The organism is Pelagivirga sediminicola, assembly GCF_003072125.1.
Taxonomy (GTDB): Bacteria; Pseudomonadota; Alphaproteobacteria; order Rhodobacterales; family Rhodobacteraceae; genus Roseovarius; species Roseovarius sediminicola.
Window position 1 is genome coordinate 293,483 of the sequence record NZ_QCYH01000004.1, and the last position, 13,782, is coordinate 307,264.

Consider the following 13,782-nt stretch of genomic DNA (forward strand, 5'->3'; position numbering starts at 1 on the left):
CGAAACGCTTTAGTCTTGCGGCGCACGTGCCGCGGTCAGCTGCCAGTCGATCTCGACGTCGAAGGCGAGCGTTCCTTCGTCCTTCATCTCAAGGCCCACGGCGTAATCGCGCCGGTCGATGGTCAGCGATCCGGAGGCATCGGCGGTGCCGTTCTCGATGGCCAGCCTCACGGGCATCGAAACCGGCATCTGCCGGTCGCGGATCCGCAGCGTTCCGTCGGCGACCAGAGCGCCCTCGCGCTCGACCAGATCGGCCTCGAACGTGGCGGTCGGCCACGCCTCCGCGGCCAGATAGTCAGGGCCGGTCGCCTGATCTGTCACACTGCCCAAGCTCAGCGAGGGGATGGCGACGGTGACGGTAACATCGCCGTGGCGGCCGCCTGCATCCGGTGTTTCGCTATAGCTGATGCTGGCGGTCCAGTCGTCGAAGCGGCCCGTCACTTCGGATCCGCCTTGCGTGATCGCGATGTTCAGCGCGCCGTCCTGCACCGCCCAATCGCTCTGAACCTCGGCGAGCGCTGCGCCTTGCGGCGTTGCTGCGGGGCTGAGCCACCCCGCCCAGGCACCCGCACCCAGGGCCGCCGCCCAGATCGCCAGCGCGGCGAGGATGGGCAGCGTATGGCCCGGCTGGTCCCGGGTCGGAATGGCGTCCATGCGGCCGGGCAGCATCCGGCGCAGCGTGGCGTCGCGGTCGATCACGTGATGCTTCACCGCGCCGGCGACATGCAGCAGAATCGCGCCCGCCAGCACCCATTGCAGGATGAAATGCACCGCCGCGCTGATCGCCGCCACCTGGGCATCCTTCGGAACGAAGGGCAGGTTTTGCCCGAAGGACCACCAGATCGGCGCATAGCCCGTCGTTGAGGCATGATACACCCAGCCGCTGAGCGGAACGGCGATGAGCGATCCGTAAAGCAGCCAGTGCACCGCCTCGGCCAGCGTCGCCTCGGCGGCGTTGTCGCCGTTCAGAAGCCCCGGTTTGGGCTGCGAGATCGCCCAAAGGATCCGCAGGATCGCGAGAAAGAAGATGGTGATGCCCAAGGTCTTGTGCATGGAAAACAGCAGCTTGGCCCAGGTGATCGTGGCGTCGGTCGTGATGATGTCCGGCGCTTCGATCCAGCCGGCCAGCGTGCGGGCGCTCCATCCGAGCGCGAACATGGCCGCGATCATCAGCGCGATGGTCCAGTGGAACGTCTTGGTGACGGAGCCATATGTCAGATGCGTGTTGCCGCGGGCCATGTGCCTGTCCTTTACGATGAATGCCTGCGCAACCTAACCCAGCGGTGCGGCGGGGCAAACCCGGCTTTGAGTGCAATGGCGCACGGTTGCCCTGCGCCATTGCCACATGAGCCGCACCGCGCTATCCGAAGGGGCCAGAAAACGCAGGAGACAGCATGAGCCGAGCATTCATTTTTCCCGGGCAGGGCGCCCAAACCGTGGGCATGGGCAAGGCGTTGGCCGAGGCCTATCCCGCAGCGCGCGATGTCTTTGACGAGGTTGACGATGCGCTGGGCGAGCGGCTGTCGGCGCTGATCTGGGACGGCGCGCAGGACGTGCTGACGCTGACGCAGAATGCGCAGCCGGCGCTGATGGCCACGTCGCTGGCGGCGATGCGCGCGCTGGAGGCCGAGGGCGTCACGCTGGACGCGGCGGCCTTTGTCGCGGGGCACTCGCTGGGCGAATATTCGGCGCTGGCGGCTGCGGGCGCGCTCAGCGTGCCGGACACTGCGCGGCTCTTGCGCATCCGCGGCCGCGCCATGCAGGAGGCCGTGCCGGTCGGCCAGGGCGCCATGGCGGCGCTGCTGGGGCTGGACTTTGCCGCCGTGCAGGAGATCGCGGCCGAGGCCGCTGGCGGCGAGGTTTGCCAGGCCGCCAACGACAACGATCCCGGGCAGGTGGTCGTGTCGGGGCACAAGGCCGCCGTCGAGCGCGCGGTCGATCTGGCCAAGGCGCGCGGCGCCAAGCGCGCCATGTTGCTGCCGGTCAGCGCACCCTTTCACTGCGCCCTGATGCAGCCCGCCGCCGAGGTCATGAAGGCCGCGCTGGAAGAAGTGCCGATGGACGCGCCCGCCGTGCCGCTGATCGCCAACGTGCGCGCCGCTGCGGTGAGTGATCCCGAGGAAATCCGCAGCTTGCTGGTGGAGCAGGTCACAGGCTCGGTCCGATGGCGCGAAAGCGTGGAATACATGGTCGCCCAAGGCGTGACGGAAACCTGGGAAATCGGCGCGGGCAAGGCCCTGTCGGGCATGGTCCGCCGCATCGCGCGCGATGCCGAGCTGCGCAATATCGGAACGCCCGAAGAGGTCGCGGCGGCGGCAGAGGCAGTGAATAACGGCTGAGGCCGGGCGGCGATTTTTCGCGAAAAATCGGACGCGGGCGGTGAGCAATGGAAAAGGAATTCGAGATGTTTGATCTGACAGGCAAGACGGCGCTGGTAACGGGCGCGTCAGGCGGTATCGGCGGCGCCATCGCGCGCGCGCTGCACGGCGCGGGAGCCGCTGTTGGCCTGAGCGGCACACGGACAGAGCCGCTGGAGGCGCTGGCCGCCGAGCTGGGCGAGCTGGCGCATGTGCTGCCTTGCAACTTATCGGACAAGGACGCCGTCGAGGCGCTGCCGAAACAGGCGATAGAGGCGATGGGACGCGTCGATATTCTGGTCAACAACGCGGGCATCACCCGCGATCAGATCTTCATGCGGATGTCCGACGATGAATGGCAAAGCGTGCTGGACGTCAACCTGACCAGCACCATGCGGCTGTGCCGCGGTGTCATGCGCCCGATGATGAAGGCGCGCTGGGGCCGGATCATCAACATCTCGTCCATCGTGGGCGCGACGGGCAATCCGGGGCAGGCCAACTATGCCGCCTCCAAGGCCGGCGTGATCGGCCTGACCAAATCCATCGCCTACGAGGTCGCCAGTCGTGGCATCACCGCCAACGCGGTCGCGCCCGGTTTCATCGCCACGGCAATGACGGACAAGCTGACCGACGATCAGAAGGACAAGATCAACGCACAGATCCCCGCCGCACGGATGGGCGAGGCGGATGAAATCGCGGCCGCCGTGCTTTATCTTGCCAGCGCCGAGGCCGGCTATGTCACCGGCGCCACGCTGCATGTGAATGGCGGCATGGCGATGCTGTAGGGCCCTGAGCAATTGTGCCGCGCCGCGCCGGTTTCCGCTTGCGTGGCTGCGGATTGCCGCCCAAACATGGCCCTATGGGGGCCTTGGGAAAACATTTGCGTCGCCAGCGCCATATGCTATAGGCGGCGCAGATTTGACAGGCGCGCGCGCCGCGGGCCCTTGGGCCCCAGCGTTTTAGGGCCTTTACATCGTGGCCCTGCGGGGCAACATTCACGCCGCTACCCGCCTGCCGGGCGGGGGCACAATCGGGCCAACGCGCCCAACGAGACATGAGGATTATGACATGAGCGATATCGCAGACCGCGTGAAGAAGATCGTTGTTGAGCATCTGGGCGTCGAAGAGGACAAGGTTGTCGAAAACGCCTCGTTCATCGACGATCTGGGCGCCGACAGCCTGGACACGGTCGAGCTGGTCATGGCCTTCGAAGAAGAGTTCGGCATCGAGATTCCCGACGATGCAGCCGAGAACATCCAGACCTTCGGCGACGCGGTCAAGTTCATCAAGGAAGCCTCCTGAGCCTTCCGTCGGGCGCCGTCACGGCGTCCGGTGGCGTGCATCGGGACAATCCGAAGGCCGGTATCGCCTGAGGCATGCCGCGCAGGGATCGACAAGGGCGCGGGGAAACCGGCGCCCTTTTCACGTGCCGGGCACATCGAGCCTGCGGCATGCATATCCCGCCGACATGTTCCGCACTTGGCCGGTGCGGTATTGCCCCCCGGCCCCAAGCCGGGGTAAGAGCGGCGTCAAAGCATTTTTGGGAGGGGGCCGCGTATGCGCCGAGTTGTCGTAACAGGTCTTGGACTGGTCACACCGTTGGCCTCTGGCGTCGAGCAAAGCTGGAGCCGCCTTCTGGCCGGTCAGTCGGGCGCAGGCCCCATCACCCGTTTCGATCCGGTCAACGTGATCACGAAATATGCGTGCGAGGTTCCCGACGGCGATGGAACGGACGGCACCTTCAATGCCGACGACTACATGCAGCCCAAGGAACGTCGCAAGGTCGATGATTTCATCCTGTATGGTATCGCTGCCGCGCAGCAGGCTGTCGAGGATGCCGGCTGGATGCCCGAGGACGAGGCTGCGCGCGAGCGCACCGGCGTGATGATCGGCTCCGGCATCGGCGGGCTGCGCTCGATCGAGGAAACGACGCTGATCATCCGCGACAAGGGCGTGCGCCGCGTGTCGCCGTTTTTCATCCCCGGCGCGCTGATCAACCTGATCAGCGGTCAGGTGGGTATCCGCTATGGCTTCAAGGGGCCGAATCATTCTGTCGTCACGGCCTGCTCGACCGGCGCGCATGCCATCGGCGATGCGGCGCGGCTGATCATGTTCGGCGATGCCGATGTCATGGTCGCCGGCGGCGCCGAGGCGGCGATCTGCGAGATCGGCATCGCCGGCTTCAACGCCTGCAAGGCGCTCAGCACCAAGCGCGCGGACAATCCGCAGGCGGCCAGCCGCCCTTATGACGTGGACCGCGACGGGTTTGTCATGGGCGAGGGCGCGGGCATCGTCGTGCTGGAGGAATACGAGCACGCCAAGGCCCGCGGCGCCAAGATCTATGCCGAGGTTCTGGGCTATGGCCTGTCGGGCGACGCGCACCACATCACCGCCCCGGACGAGGATGGCGACGGGGGCTTTCGCGCGATGAAGATGGCGCTGGGCCATGCCGGCGTCGATCCTTCGCAGGTGGACTATATCAACGCGCATGGCACATCGACCATGGCGGACACGATCGAGCTGAAGGCGGTCGAGCGGCTGCTGGGCGATGCGGCCGCCAAGGCGACGATGAGCTCGACCAAGTCGGCAACCGGCCATCTGCTGGGCGCAGCGGGGGCGATCGAGGGGATCTTTACCATCCTCGCGATCCGCGATCAGGTGGCCCCGCCCACCATCAATCTTGACAATCCGGCCGTGGAAACCCCGCTGGACCTTGCGCCGAACAAGAAGGTCGAGCGCCAGGTCAAGGTTGCGCTGTCCAACAGCTTCGGCTTTGGCGGGACCAATGCCAGCGTCTGCTTCGGTGCAGTGCGCTGATGTGGCGCAACATCGCCTCCAGCGCGATCAGCTTTCTGGTCGTGATGGTGTTTCTGCTGGGGGGCGTGATCCTCTGGGGGCAGAACACCTATAACGCCGAAGGGCCGGGCGATGCTCCGATCTGCCTGCGGATCGAAAGCGGCGCGTCGATGCGCACGATTTCGCAGCAACTGGCCGACGAGGGGGTGATCACCAGCCCGATGATCTTTCGCATGGGCGCCGATTATTCGGGCAAGTCCGGTGATCGCAAGGCTGGCAGCTGGCTGATCCCCGAACACGCCACGATGAGCGAGATCACCCATTTGATCACCCGCGGCGGCGCCAGCACCTGCGGCACCGAAGTGGTTTATCGCATCGGCGTGACCAGCAGCGAGGTGCAGGTGCGCGAGCTGGATATCGAAGCGGGGCGCTACGTCGAGAAAGCGGCCTTCGATCCGGCCGAGGAAGAGGCGCCCGAAGCCTTTACCGAGGTGCGCGCCCAGAACGATACCCGCTACCGCGTGGCGATTGCCGAAGGCACGACCAGTTGGCAGATCGTCGAGGCGCTCAAGACCATCGACGTGCTGGAGGGCGAATTGGCCGAGCTGCCCGCCGAGGGCACGCTTGCGCCCGACAGCTACGAGGTGCGCAAGGGCGACACGCGCGCCAGCGTGATCGAGCGGATGCGCGAGGCGCAGGAAATTCTGGTCGCCTCCGCATGGGCCAGCCGCGCCGATGGCCTGCCGCTGAAGGATGCGCAGGAAATGCTGGTCCTAGCCTCGATCATCGAAAAGGAAACGGGCGTGCCGGACGAGCGCCGCCAGGTCGCCTCGGTCTTTGAGAACCGGCTGAAGCGAGGGATGCGCCTGCAGACGGACCCGACGGTAATCTATGGCCTGACCGAGGGCAAAGGCGTGCTGGGCCGGGGCCTGCGCGCCAGTGAGCTGCGCGAGGCAACTCCTTGGAATACCTACGTGATCGAAGGGCTGCCGCCCACGCCCATCGCCAATCCGGGCAAGGCGAGCATCGAGGCGGCGGTGAACCCCGCGCAGACCGATTATGTCTTTTTCGTTGCGGACGGCTCGGGCGGGCATGCCTTTGCCACAACGCTGGAAGAGCATAACGCGAATGTCGCCAAGTGGCGCCGCATCGAGGCCGAGCAGGCCGAAGGCGCCGCGCCCGCCGAATAAGGCCGGGCGCGGCCATCGCTGCGGCTGGCGCTGTCCGCCTGCCGGGCATGGGCGCGGCGAAAGGGCGCTTGACCCTCCGGCGCTGCAGGGCCAAGAACGCGGGCAAACCGATACACCCATCGAGGAGCGCGCCATGGCCCGCAACGCTGCCGCGACCGCAGAAATGCGGGATCGCGATCCGTCCAAACGCATCGGCGCACTGGCCGCGCTTGCGCCGTTCCTGATGCCCTACAAGGGCCTGATGGCCGCCGCCGCCGCCGCATTGTTCCTGACCGCAGCGGTATCGCTGACCTTGCCGCTGGCCGTGCGCCGGGTGATCGACAATTTCGGCGCCGAGAATGGCGAGATACTGGACCGCTATTTCATGGCGGCGCTGCTCATCACCGCGCTGCTGGCCGTGGGAACCGGCCTGCGCTATGCGCTGGTCACGAAGCTGGGCGAGCGCGTGGTCGCCGACATCCGCCGCGCCGTGTTTGACCGCGTCATCGGCATGAGCCCCGCCTTTTTCGAGCGGATCATGACCGGCGAGGTGCTGAGCCGCATCACCACCGACACGACCCTGATCCTCAGCGTCATCGGCTCGTCCATCTCCATCGCGCTGCGCAACCTGCTGATCTTTGCCGGGGGCCTTGTGCTGATGCTGGCCACGTCGCCCAAGCTGACGGGTCTGGTGCTGCTGATCGTGCCGCTGATCATCGTGCCGATCCTGACTCTGGGGCGCAGGTTGCGGCGCCTGAGCCGCGACAATCAGGACTGGATCGCCCAGAGTTCGGGCAAGGCGTCCGAGGCGCTGCTGAGCGTTCAGGCGGTTCAGGCCTTTACGCATGAGACCGCGACGCGCAGCGATTTCGGCGCCGCGACCGAGCGCAGCTACGAGTCCGCGCGCCAGCGGATCCGCGTGCGGGCGGCGATGACGGTGATCGTGATCTTCCTGGTTTTCACGGGCGTGGTTTGCGTTTTGTGGATCGGCGCGCGCGATGTGCGCGGCGGCGGCATGAGCGCGGGCGCGCTGGTGCAGTTCGTGATCTATTCGGTGATGGTCGCCGGCGCCGTCGGCGCGCTGTCGGAGATCTGGGGCGAGTTGCAGCGCGCCGCCGGCGCGACCGAACGTCTGGTCGAGCTGTTGGGCGCCAGCGATCCGGTGCAGGATCCCGCCGATCCGGCGCCGCTGCCCGGCAGGGTGACCGGCGATATCCGTTTCGAGAATGTCGATTTCGTCTATCCCGCGCGGCCGGACGTGCCGGCGCTGCACGGCTTCAACCTGCATATCGAGGCGGGCGAGACCGTGGCGCTGGTCGGCCCGTCGGGCGCGGGCAAGACCACCGTGATCCAGATGCTGCAGCGCTTTTATGATCCGGTGTCGGGGCGCATTCTACTGGACGGCACGGCGCTGACCGACATGCGGCGCGACAATTTCCGCCGTGTCATGGCGCTGGTACCGCAGGATCCGGTGATCTTCGCCACCTCCGCGCGCGAGAACATCCGTTTCGGCCGCCTTGATGCCAGCGATGCCGAAGTCGAGGCGGCGGCGCGCACCGCGGCGGCGCATGAGTTCATCATGGCGCTGCCCGAAGGCTATGCCAGCGAGGTGGGCGAGCGCGGCGTGATGCTGTCCGGCGGGCAGAAGCAGCGCATCGCGATCGCCCGCGCCATCCTGCGCGACGCGCCCGTGCTGCTGCTGGACGAGGCCACCAGCGCGCTGGATGCCGAAAGCGAGCGCGCGGTGCAGATCGCGGTGGACAAGCTGGCCGAGGGGCGCACGACCATCATCGTGGCGCACCGTCTGGCGACCGTGAAGAAGGCGGACCGCATCATCGTGATGGAGGCCGGACGCATTGTCGCGACCGGCACGCATGACAGCCTGGTGGCCGAAGGCGGGCTCTATGCGCGACTGGCCAAGCTCCAGTTCACCGGCGACGCCGCCTGAGGCGGGCGGGCCCTGCGGGGCGAGTATTTGACGCCAAGGTGAATGCGCGGAGGGCTGGACGCCGCGCGCGCCGCTGATATGGTCGGCGCCATGAAGATAGCAACCGCCGCATACCCGCTGGATCCGCTGCCCGATTGGGCGGCCTTCAAGAACAAGCTGACCGACTGGGTCCAGAGCGCCGCCGGGCAGGGGGCGGAGCTGCTGGTGTTTCCCGAATACGCCGCGCTGGAGCTGTCCATGCTGGCCGGGCCGGAGGTGGCGGGCGATCTGGAAGGCTGCCTGCACGCGGTTTCGGATCTGATCGGCGATGTGGATGATCTGCATGCCGATCTGGCCGCGCGGCACAAGGTCCATATCCTCGCCGCCTCGGCGCCGGTGTTCGACGAGGCGTATGGCGCTCGGCCCGTGAACCGCGCGCGCCTGTTCGCGCCGGGCGGCGGGCGCGGCGTGCAGGACAAGCAGATCATGACCCGCTTCGAGCGGACCCCGTGGGACGTGATCCCCGGCAACAAGCTGCAGCTGTTCGACACGTCGCTGGGCAAGATGGCGATCCTGATCTGCTATGACAGCGAGTTTCCGCTGCTGGCGCGCAGCGTGAGCGAGGCTGAATTGCTGCTGGTGCCGTCCTGCACCGAGGCGCTGGCCGGCTATAGCCGCGTGCGAATCGGCTCCATGGCGCGCGCATTGGAGGCGCAGTGCGTGTCGGTCATGTCGTCAATCGTGGGCCCCGCGCCCTGGTCGCCTGCGGTCGACGAGAATGTGGGAGCGGGCGGCATCTTTGGCCCGCCGGACACCGGATTTCCGTCCACGGGCGTGGTCGCCGAAGGCACGCTGAACAAACCCGGCTGGACCATCGGCGAGGTCGATCTGGACCGCGTTGCGCATGTGCGCGCGGATGGCGGGGTTCTGAACCGCAGCCACTGGGACGATCAGGCGGGCCGCGATGGCGCGCCTGCGTCTGTATCGCTTCGGTGAACGCGCCGGTATCGCGCGCGTTTTGCGCCGGATTTGCGGGTCCGGAACAAACGCAAAACGCCCCAAACCAGGGCTGGCGTCGCCATGGCGGCGTCTTGTCGCGCTTTAGCCCTTGAAAAAACCGGGAAATGGGGCCATCTAAGGCGCTGTTCCGCGACGTCGCGGAAATTGCTTTTACAGGAGACCCCATGGCCAAGGAAGATACGCTCGAATTTCCCGGTGTCGTCAAGGAACTCCTGCCGAATGCGACATTCAAGGTCGAGCTGGAAAACGGCCATGAGATCATCGCACATACGGCGGGAAAAATGCGCAAGAACCGTATTCGGGTTCTGGCGGGCGACAAGGTGCAGGTCGAAATGACCCCCTATGATCTGACCAAGGGCCGGATCAACTATCGTTTCAAATAGGGCGAAACGCCGTTTCGCCCCCCGTGCGGGAACGCGTCCTGCCGCAGGCATGATGCGGCCGCACCCCGAAGGTTGACCGGGTGCCCCTGATGACGCTTACCACGCAACGACGCCCCAGGCTGATCCTCGGCTCGGGCAGTCCGCGTCGCCGCGAGCTGTTGCTTCAGATCGGCGTGGTGGCCGACGATATCCGCCCTCCCGACATCGACGAAACGCCGCAAAAGGGCGAATTGCCGCGCCCTTACTGCATTCGCATGGCGGCGGAAAAGGCGGTGGCCGTCACGTCAGATGCGGAGGATATCGTGTTGTCCGCTGACACGACCGTGGCCATGGGGCGCCGCATCCTGGGCAAACCCGTGGACGCGGCCGAGGCCGAGGCGTTCCTGCGGGCGCTGTCGGGACGCCGTCACAGCGTGATCACGGCAATCGCCCTGCGCCGCGGCGAGAGACTGTGGCAACGCGACGTCCTGACCAAGGTGAAGATGAAGCGCCTGTCAGAGGCCGAAATCGCCTGCTACCTCGCCACCGGGGACTGGCGCGGCAAGGCCGGCGGATATGGGATTCAGGGGCCCGCCGGGGCGCTGATCCCGTGGATATCAGGCTCCTTTACCGCCGTTGTCGGGCTGCCGCTGGCGGAAACCGCGACGCTACTCACCGCAGCAGGCTGGAGGGCGCAGGCATGAGCCGCGAGACCATCGTTCTGGATCACTTGAACGGGCAGGAGGCGGCGGCGCGTCTGGTTGCCGGGCGGCTTGAGGATCTGCTGATCGACGGGGGCGGGCCGCGCATCGGCACGATCTATCGCGCGATCGCCGAACGCCCGGTCAAGGGGCAGGGCGGCATGTTCCTGCGCACGCCCGATGGGCCTGCCTTCCTTCGGCAGGTGCGGGGCATCGCGCCGGGGCAGGCTCTTCTGGTGCAGGTGACCGGCCAGGCAGAGCCGGGCAAGGCGCTGCCGGTGACGCAAAAGCTGCTGTTCAAATCGCGCTATGCCATCGTCACGCCCGGGGCGCCGGGACTGAACATAAGCCGCGCGATCCGCGATGACGAGCGGCGCGACATGCTGCTGCAGATTGCCCGCGCCGAGCGGGACGAGATCGGCGAGGCGGATCTGGGCCTGATCCTGCGATCCTCCTGCGCCGATGCCGCGCCCGATGTCATCGCCGAGGACATCCGCGCCATGACCGATCTGGCCGCTGCCGTGCTCGGCGATGCCGAGGGCGCCGCCGAGGTCCTGACCGAAGGCGACGGCCCGCACCAGATGGCATGGCGCGAATGGAGCGCGCCGGCCGATATCGTGACGGAGGCGGGCGGGTTCGACGCCGAAGGCGTGCTGGACCAGATCGCGCTGCTGCAGACGGCGCATGTTTCGCTGCCCGGCAGCGCCTCGATGTATGTGGAGCCGACGCGCGCGCTGATTGCCGTTGATGTCAATACCGGCGCCGATACCAGCCCCGCCGCCGGGCACAAGGCCAACATCGCCGCCGCCCGCGAGCTTCCGCGGCAGTTGCGGCTGCGGGGCCTTGGCGGCCAGATCGTGCTGGATCTGGCGCCGATGGCCAAGAAGGACCGCCGCCAGTTCGAGGATGCCTTGCGCGCGGCGTTTCGGGCGGACATGACCGAAACCGCGCTGGTCGGCTGGACCCCGCTGGGCCATTACGAGCTGCAGCGCAAGCGCGACCGCGCGATCCTGGAGGTGCCCTCATGAGCTGTCCGATCTGCAGCAAGCCAACGCAAACCGCCCATCGCCCGTTCTGCTCGAAACGCTGCGCCGACGTCGATCTGGCACGCTGGCTGGGCGGTGGTTATGCGATTCCATCGACCGACCCGGACGACATCGAGGAAGCGATCGAAGCGGCCGAGGCGGAACGCGCAAAACCGCATTGAAATTTTTGCCAAAGGCTCTGGACAGCCCTGCAACCCTCGCCTAGAACGCCCTCACCCGAACGCATCCGCGTTCCCGTTGCCCGGGTAGCTCAGGGGTAGAGCAGTGGATTGAAAATCCTCGTGTCGGTGGTTCGATTCCGCCCCCGGGCACCATTTAAATATTCCATACTTTCAATGGCTTGCATGTGTTTTTGCATGAGCTTCCTCCTTCTTATATTTGCTATCTTTTCGCTCAGTGGCACACTGGTGGCACAGAGCATCTTACATAGGCGGCGACTTCGGCGTTTCCGTGTGGTCCGAAGCACGCTGTTTCGTGTCTGAGTCTACAGGATCAAACTGTTTCGTCCACTCCGCCCGATCTCCCTCAACCATCGCGACATAGGCGTTCACTTCAGGCACGACAAACCGGGTGCTGCAATTTTCGTTGAACGGGTTGCCGAATTTGTGTTTGCGCGGAAAATCCGGGTTTTCCCTGTGCCAACGGTCAATCGTGGCGCGGGAGACTTCGAAAAGCCGCATGAGGTCCTTGATGGTGCAGTAGCGGCGGCCTGAAAGCCATTTCGGGAGTGAGGTGTTCGTATCTGACATTGTGTCTATCCTTGGTTGTTTAAGTTGATCGGCACCGACAAATGGAAGGGGTCGGCCCACTGATCTCAAAGATAATGAACACTCGTGGACGGATCACGGCAGGATCCCCAGCTTTTTACCGTGGCAATGTCGAATCCAGTGGATTGTGTGCGCAAATGAAAATGAATGACCGCCGTTTGGTGTGTGAAGCGGTTGGTCTGAAGGTGATGGACTGAATTTGATGCGTTACTCTTTATATGGCTGGGGGTGGACAATTGGGTGTTTGTTTATCTTTGAAGAGGCCGGAATACCGCGGCCTCTTGGGGCTGCAAAACTGATGGTTTTGCAAGTGTGCGGCGCGAAAGCGCCTTAGTTGTTCGGTGGCTCAGGCCACCGCGTTTTCTCCAATAGTTTTTGTGTGGGTATTGGTTGAGGTGTTGTGTTCTTTTAACCGGGTAAGAGGATTGTAAGCCTTCGGCGAAGGCCGTGGGCGCGCCGTATTGATCAGAGGGGTTTGGGTGCGGCTTTTGGTTTACGCGGCTTCGGTGCCCATTTTTTGGCAAGACGCTCGAAGCTATCGAGGATGCGGCCGATCTCTGCCTCATCCGGGTCGAACTGTCCCCCCTACCATTCCAGCATCTGGCCGTGTTCTTCGTGCTTGGGGTCGGCGATGGCGTCCAGGAAGTCCGCGTAACCGGGGAAGCCGCCGACGTCTTCCGGCGGACAAGCCCCTATGGCCCTGACGAGGCGCGGATAGGTGGCGCCCGCGATAGAGCCATCGATTTTCTCGATCTTGATCACGTGGTGCCAGTTGTCGCCAAAGTCATAGATGTAATGGATGGTCTTGGTTCCCACATCTTCGATCACGTCAAGCAGGCTGGTTTTGCTGGCGGGCATCGGGCCATCGTAAAAACCATCTGGATCTGGCACGCCCCAGCCGCTGCCGCCGGCCCTGAACTCATACAGGTGACTGTCGGTCCATCCCATGGCAGCCTGGATCACATCATGCAGGCGGTTCAGCTTGATCTTGAGGGGCACATCAAAGCGTCGAAGCACCTGAGGCTCGACATCGGACAATGTGACCTTGATGCGCGCGACCAGCGTCATGCAGCAATCCTCTTCAATTCCATGGCGGCCTTCCAATTCCAGGGCAACAGCTCTGGCAAGCGAGACACAGGCATATCGGGCAGTCGCGCCAAGACGTCTGCCATCCATGCCTGCGGGTCAGTGTCGTTCATTTTTGCCGTGACGATGAGGGTATACATGAAGGCTGCCCTGTCGCCACCGCGTTCAGACCCTGCAAAAAGCCATGACTTTCTGCCCAATGCGATCCCTCTGAGCGCCCGTTCGGCGGCATTGTTCGTGAGGCAGAGGCGCCCGTCATCAAGGAATGCGGTGAAGGCTTCCCAGCGACCTGTGCCCTCGAGCATGTAGTTGATCGCCTTGGCAACAGGGTTGTGCTTTGACATCCGAGCCCGCTCGGCCAGCATCCAATCATGCAGATCATTGACCATCGGCGCTACCCACTGCTGGCGAGCTTCATGACGCGCTGCATCTGACAGGCCGGTGATGTCACGCTCGGCCGCAAAGATCGCATCAATCCGCGTCACAGCGTCCAGCGCGATGGGCGAGATTTCTTTTGCTACTTTTTTACCCTTGCGGGCTATGGCCTTGAT

The 13,782-nt window shown here is 65.0% G+C and carries 15 protein-coding genes and 1 tRNA gene; 12 read left to right on the forward strand and 4 right to left on the reverse strand.

Annotated elements, in window-relative coordinates:
• Positions 1 to 9: 9 nt before the first annotated feature.
• Positions 10 to 1,239, reverse strand: a complete 1,230-nt coding sequence (locus tag DC366_RS09690; protein ID WP_108691988.1) for a cytochrome b/b6 domain-containing protein — start codon at positions 1,237 to 1,239, stop codon at positions 10 to 12.
• A gap of 155 nt (positions 1,240 to 1,394) precedes the next feature.
• On the opposite strand from DC366_RS09690, the gene fabD reads away from it, so the two are divergent.
• The 12 genes from fabD to DC366_RS09750 all read left to right on the forward strand — a co-directional run bounded on the left by fabD (position 1,395) and on the right by DC366_RS09750 (position 11,692).
• Positions 1,395 to 2,339, forward strand: a complete 945-nt coding sequence (fabD, locus tag DC366_RS09695; RefSeq protein ID WP_108691989.1) for an ACP S-malonyltransferase — start codon at positions 1,395 to 1,397, stop codon at positions 2,337 to 2,339.
• A 65-nt stretch (positions 2,340 to 2,404) separates the two neighbouring features.
• On the forward strand, positions 2,405 to 3,142 hold the full coding sequence (gene fabG, locus DC366_RS09700) for a 3-oxoacyl-[acyl-carrier-protein] reductase (RefSeq protein WP_108692037.1): 738 nt from the start codon (positions 2,405 to 2,407) through the stop codon (positions 3,140 to 3,142).
• A 283-nt stretch (positions 3,143 to 3,425) separates the two neighbouring features.
• Positions 3,426 to 3,659 carry an acyl carrier protein gene (locus DC366_RS09705; protein WP_076531917.1) on the forward strand — a complete coding sequence of 78 codons (234 nt, stop codon included), beginning with the start codon at positions 3,426 to 3,428 and terminating at the stop codon, positions 3,657 to 3,659.
• A 255-nt stretch (positions 3,660 to 3,914) separates the two neighbouring features.
• Positions 3,915 to 5,174 (forward strand): beta-ketoacyl-ACP synthase II, encoded by a 1,260-nt coding sequence (gene fabF / locus DC366_RS09710; protein WP_108691990.1) that lies wholly within the window; start codon positions 3,915 to 3,917, stop codon positions 5,172 to 5,174.
• Positions 5,174 to 6,343, forward strand: coding sequence for an endolytic transglycosylase MltG (mltG, locus tag DC366_RS09715; RefSeq protein ID WP_108691991.1), 1,170 nt, complete (start codon positions 5,174 to 5,176; stop codon positions 6,341 to 6,343). The genes fabF and mltG overlap by 1 nt, the downstream gene beginning before the upstream one ends.
• Before the next feature lie 133 nt (positions 6,344 to 6,476).
• Positions 6,477 to 8,270: an ABC transporter transmembrane domain-containing protein gene (locus tag DC366_RS09720; protein ID WP_108692038.1), complete on the forward strand. Its 1,794-nt coding sequence runs from the start codon at positions 6,477 to 6,479 to the stop codon at positions 8,268 to 8,270.
• A gap of 90 nt (positions 8,271 to 8,360) precedes the next feature.
• Positions 8,361 to 9,245 (forward strand): carbon-nitrogen hydrolase family protein, encoded by an 885-nt coding sequence (locus DC366_RS09725; RefSeq protein WP_108692039.1) that lies wholly within the window; start codon positions 8,361 to 8,363, stop codon positions 9,243 to 9,245.
• A gap of 188 nt (positions 9,246 to 9,433) precedes the next feature.
• Positions 9,434 to 9,652 carry a translation initiation factor IF-1 gene (gene infA, locus DC366_RS09730; RefSeq protein WP_108691992.1) on the forward strand — a complete coding sequence of 73 codons (219 nt, stop codon included), beginning with the start codon at positions 9,434 to 9,436 and terminating at the stop codon, positions 9,650 to 9,652.
• 89 nt (positions 9,653 to 9,741) lie between these two features.
• Positions 9,742 to 10,335, forward strand: a complete 594-nt coding sequence (locus DC366_RS09735; protein WP_108691993.1) for a Maf family protein — start codon at positions 9,742 to 9,744, stop codon at positions 10,333 to 10,335.
• Positions 10,332 to 11,360, forward strand: coding sequence for a ribonuclease E/G (locus DC366_RS09740; RefSeq protein WP_108691994.1), 1,029 nt, complete (start codon positions 10,332 to 10,334; stop codon positions 11,358 to 11,360). The genes DC366_RS09735 and DC366_RS09740 overlap by 4 nt, the downstream gene beginning before the upstream one ends.
• The gene (locus DC366_RS09745) at positions 11,357 to 11,539 is read left to right on the forward strand and encodes a DNA gyrase inhibitor YacG (RefSeq protein WP_108691995.1); all 183 of its coding nucleotides are present in this window, start codon (positions 11,357 to 11,359) and stop codon (positions 11,537 to 11,539) included. The genes DC366_RS09740 and DC366_RS09745 overlap by 4 nt, the downstream gene beginning before the upstream one ends.
• A 78-nt stretch (positions 11,540 to 11,617) precedes the next feature.
• Positions 11,618 to 11,692, forward strand: a tRNA-Phe gene (locus DC366_RS09750).
• A 108-nt stretch (positions 11,693 to 11,800) separates the two neighbouring features.
• Here the strand turns inward: DC366_RS09750 and DC366_RS09755 are convergent.
• The 3 genes from DC366_RS09755 to DC366_RS09765 all read right to left on the reverse strand — a co-directional run.
• Entirely contained in the window at positions 11,801 to 12,127 is a 327-nt protein-coding gene (locus DC366_RS09755) for a helix-turn-helix transcriptional regulator (protein WP_133176191.1), read from the reverse strand.
• 603 nt (positions 12,128 to 12,730) lie between these two features.
• Positions 12,731 to 13,213, reverse strand: a complete 483-nt coding sequence (locus DC366_RS09760) for a plasmid pRiA4b ORF-3 family protein (RefSeq protein WP_243405091.1) — start codon at positions 13,211 to 13,213, stop codon at positions 12,731 to 12,733.
• The coding region (locus DC366_RS09765; protein ID WP_133176192.1) for an IS66 family transposase at positions 13,210 to 13,782 on the reverse strand (573 nt) is incomplete at its 5' end. The genes DC366_RS09760 and DC366_RS09765, both read right to left, overlap by 4 nt.

Excerpts from the sequence above, each read along its gene's own strand:
- DC366_RS09690 (WP_108691988.1), bottom strand. The coding sequence starts at position 1,239 with ATGGCCCGCGGCAACACGCATCTGACATATGGCTCCGTCACCAAGACG.
- fabD (WP_108691989.1), top strand. The coding sequence starts at position 1,395 with ATGAGCCGAGCATTCATTTTTCCCGGGCAGGGCGCCCAAACCGTGGGC.
- fabG (WP_108692037.1), top strand. The coding sequence starts at position 2,405 with ATGTTTGATCTGACAGGCAAGACGGCGCTGGTAACGGGCGCGTCAGGC.
- DC366_RS09705 (WP_076531917.1), top strand. The coding sequence starts at position 3,426 with ATGAGCGATATCGCAGACCGCGTGAAGAAGATCGTTGTTGAGCATCTG.
- fabF (WP_108691990.1), top strand. The coding sequence starts at position 3,915 with ATGCGCCGAGTTGTCGTAACAGGTCTTGGACTGGTCACACCGTTGGCC.
- mltG (WP_108691991.1), top strand. The coding sequence starts at position 5,174 with ATGTGGCGCAACATCGCCTCCAGCGCGATCAGCTTTCTGGTCGTGATG.
- DC366_RS09720 (WP_108692038.1), top strand. The coding sequence starts at position 6,477 with ATGGCCCGCAACGCTGCCGCGACCGCAGAAATGCGGGATCGCGATCCG.
- DC366_RS09725 (WP_108692039.1), top strand. The coding sequence starts at position 8,361 with ATGAAGATAGCAACCGCCGCATACCCGCTGGATCCGCTGCCCGATTGG.
- infA (WP_108691992.1), top strand. The coding sequence starts at position 9,434 with ATGGCCAAGGAAGATACGCTCGAATTTCCCGGTGTCGTCAAGGAACTC.
- DC366_RS09735 (WP_108691993.1), top strand. The coding sequence starts at position 9,742 with ATGACGCTTACCACGCAACGACGCCCCAGGCTGATCCTCGGCTCGGGC.
- DC366_RS09740 (WP_108691994.1), top strand. The coding sequence starts at position 10,332 with ATGAGCCGCGAGACCATCGTTCTGGATCACTTGAACGGGCAGGAGGCG.
- DC366_RS09745 (WP_108691995.1), top strand. The coding sequence starts at position 11,357 with ATGAGCTGTCCGATCTGCAGCAAGCCAACGCAAACCGCCCATCGCCCG.
- DC366_RS09755 (WP_133176191.1), bottom strand. The coding sequence starts at position 12,127 with ATGTCAGATACGAACACCTCACTCCCGAAATGGCTTTCAGGCCGCCGC.
- DC366_RS09760 (WP_243405091.1), bottom strand. The coding sequence starts at position 13,213 with ATGACGCTGGTCGCGCGCATCAAGGTCACATTGTCCGATGTCGAGCCT.